3 protein-coding genes are annotated in these 2,785 nt (G+C 33.8%); all 3 read left to right on the forward strand.

Annotated features, from left to right (window positions below):
- Nucleotides 1–335: 335 nt before the first annotated feature.
- Nucleotides 336–1,235, forward strand: a complete 900-nt coding sequence (gene murQ, locus WBF61_RS02180; RefSeq protein WP_424253514.1) for an N-acetylmuramic acid 6-phosphate etherase — start codon at nucleotides 336–338, stop codon at nucleotides 1,233–1,235.
- 136 nt (nucleotides 1,236–1,371) lie between these two features.
- Nucleotides 1,372–1,680 carry a PTS sugar transporter subunit IIB gene (locus WBF61_RS02185; RefSeq protein ID WP_424253516.1) on the forward strand — a complete coding sequence of 103 codons (309 nt, stop codon included), beginning with the start codon at nucleotides 1,372–1,374 and terminating at the stop codon, nucleotides 1,678–1,680.
- A gap of 105 nt (nucleotides 1,681–1,785) precedes the next feature.
- A partial coding sequence (locus WBF61_RS02190) for a PTS sugar transporter subunit IIC (protein ID WP_424253517.1) occupies nucleotides 1,786–2,785 on the forward strand: 1,000 nt, incomplete at its 3' end.

The raw sequence follows: 2,785 nt of genomic DNA on the forward strand, positions 1-2,785 counted from the left end.
AATTCCCCACACTTGAGATGGTAACACTAGTAGGATTAGGCGTATTCTTAGTAATCAGTGCGTACCAACTTTATAAAAATAGCTTTGCTTTGATTCCAAGAAAAGGAAATGCCTATAGATAAAATGATAATTATAAGTAAATCAAAGATCAGTGTATAACTCACTGGTCTTTTTTTATCTTCAGTAGAATCGTATAAATCTTAATTCTACTGATTCGTTAAATACAACGGGTTTTTGAATTTATATTTCGTTTTATAAACATTTAACTTGAAACAATATTTCTTAAAGAGTATACTAAATGTTGTAAGTGCTTCCAAAAGAGGGGGGGTAAAAATATGTTAGAAGCTTTAACTACTGAAAAAAGAAATAATAGTACTACAGAGCTTGATACGTTTTCGGTTGAAGAAATTATAAAAAAAATGAATCAAGAAGATGAAAAAGTGGCTAAATTTGTTAAGGAAGAAATAGATGATATTGTTAAACTGATTGAAGCCGTAATTATATCGTTAAAGAAAGGCGGACGATTATTTTATATTGGAGCTGGAACAAGTGGGAGACTGGGTGTTCTAGACGCTGCTGAATGTATTCCAACATTCAATACGTCACCAGAGATGATACAAGGAGTGATTGCTGGAGGAATGAAAGCAATGACTGTAGCTGTTGAAGGTGCAGAAGATTCGTTGGAATTATGCGAAGCAGATTTACGAGAACGTGGCTTAAATGAAAATGATTTTATTTTGGGTATTGCAGCTAGTGGTCGAACGCCTTATGTTATTGGTGGATTAAAATACGCTAATAAAATCGGAGCAACAACAGGTGCTTTATCATGCAATAAATCATCAGCTATTAGCCAATATGCGGATTTTTCAATTGAAGTCGATGTCGGTCCAGAAATTTTGACTGGTTCAACAAGATTAAAATCTGGGACAGCTCAAAAATTTATACTAAATATGATTTCAACAACCGCAATGATTCGTCTTGGTAAAGTTTATCAAAATTTAATGGTTGATGTTCAACCAACAAATGAAAAGTTAGTTGAACGATCTAAACGAATTATTATGGATGCAACCGGTTGTACTTACGAAGATGCTACCTTTTATTTTAACGATTCAAACAATCAACCAAAGCTTGCAATTGTTCGATTATTGACAGGTATAAATAAAGAGAAAGCTCAAAAATTATTAGCAGAGAATGCTGGATTTGTTAGGAAAACAATTGAAGCAAGTAAAAAATAAAATGAGCTTACTCATATAATTAGCAAAAAAGGAGCTAAGTACTTACAGTGAATGACAGATATCTTTTTAGGAAGGTGTATGTTTTAGTTAGTTCTATAAATATATCTTTAAATTACTAATAAAAGGAGGAAATAAAATGAAAGTTGTAATGGTTTGTTCAGGTGGAATGTCTAGCGCAATAGTCGTAAAAGCTATACTAAAAGAGGCAGAAAAGCAACAGTTTGATTTAGAAATGATTGCCGTAGGATCGGGAGAAATTGAAAATATATTAAAGACTAGTGCATATGATTTACTTTTAGTTGCACCTCAAGTGAAACATCAGTACGCTACGTTCGAAGGATATGCGAATGAGGCTGGTGTACCAATTGATAAAGTTGAACCAATGGGATACACACCACTAGGAGCACCAAAGACATTGATACAGATAAAAAAATACAACAAATAGGAATCATTTAATTTCCCATTCATTTATTTAGAAATACTTTTTATAAAGATATAAAAACTATTCATTTTTAGATACGACAATATGGTTTAAAAAGGAGAAAGAAAAATGACGAAATTTTTAGTTTGGATTGAAACAAAATTTATGCCTCCTATGGCTAAGTTAGCTGAACAAAAACATCTAAAAGCAATCCGTGACGGAGTTATTTCTACGCTATCATTAATACTTGTTGGAAGTTTCTTTTTAATTATTGCTAATCCTCCAATTGCATCATGGGCAGAAGCTATTGCACCGTATACAGCAGATATTGTTATTCCTTTCAGAATTACTATGGGCTTAATGAGTATCTATGCTTCTTATGGAATGGGATATAGTTTAGCCAAGTCTTATAAATTAGATGGTATCACTGGTGGTGTTCTATCACTAGCAACGTTCTTAATGTTAACAGTACCTGTAAATGTAGATGCCTTATTGCCAGAAGGTCAAGGCATTGGTTGGGTTTTGCCAATGGGAAACCTTGGTGGAGCCGGAATGTTTTCAGCAATTTTAGCAATGATTTTTGCAGTTGAATCATTACGATTCTTCAAAAATAGAAATCTGATGATAAAAATGCCAGAGCAAGTACCAGATTCAGTTGCAAGGAGTTTTGAAGCACTGATCCCAGGTGCATTTGTTATTACGATTGTGTGGATTATTCGTGTATTACTTGATTTTGATTTGAATAGTTTTATTCTTTCTATTTTTACTCCGATTAATGATATATTAGGAAATAATTTAATCGGTGTTTTAGTGCCGGTTATCTTTATTACTTTATTATGGGCAGCAGGCGTCCATGGTATGAGCGTAATCGGTTCAGTTGCTCGCCCGATGTGGTTAGTTATGCTAGATGCAAATGGTCAAGCACTAGCAGATGGAGCAGCTCCAAATCAATTGCCTTATATCGCACCGGAACAGTTTTATCAGTGGACAGTTTGGATTGGTGGCGCGGGTTCAACGCTAGCTTTATGTATCTTACTGTTATTTGCAAAATCCGTTTACTTAAAACAAGTAGGCCGTTTCTCAATTATCCCTTCACTTTTCAATATTAATGAGCCATTAATATTTGGAG

Origin of the sequence: Carnobacterium sp. (assembly GCF_049673005.1) — a bacterium.
Lineage (GTDB): Bacteria > Bacillota > Bacilli > Lactobacillales > Carnobacteriaceae > Carnobacterium_A.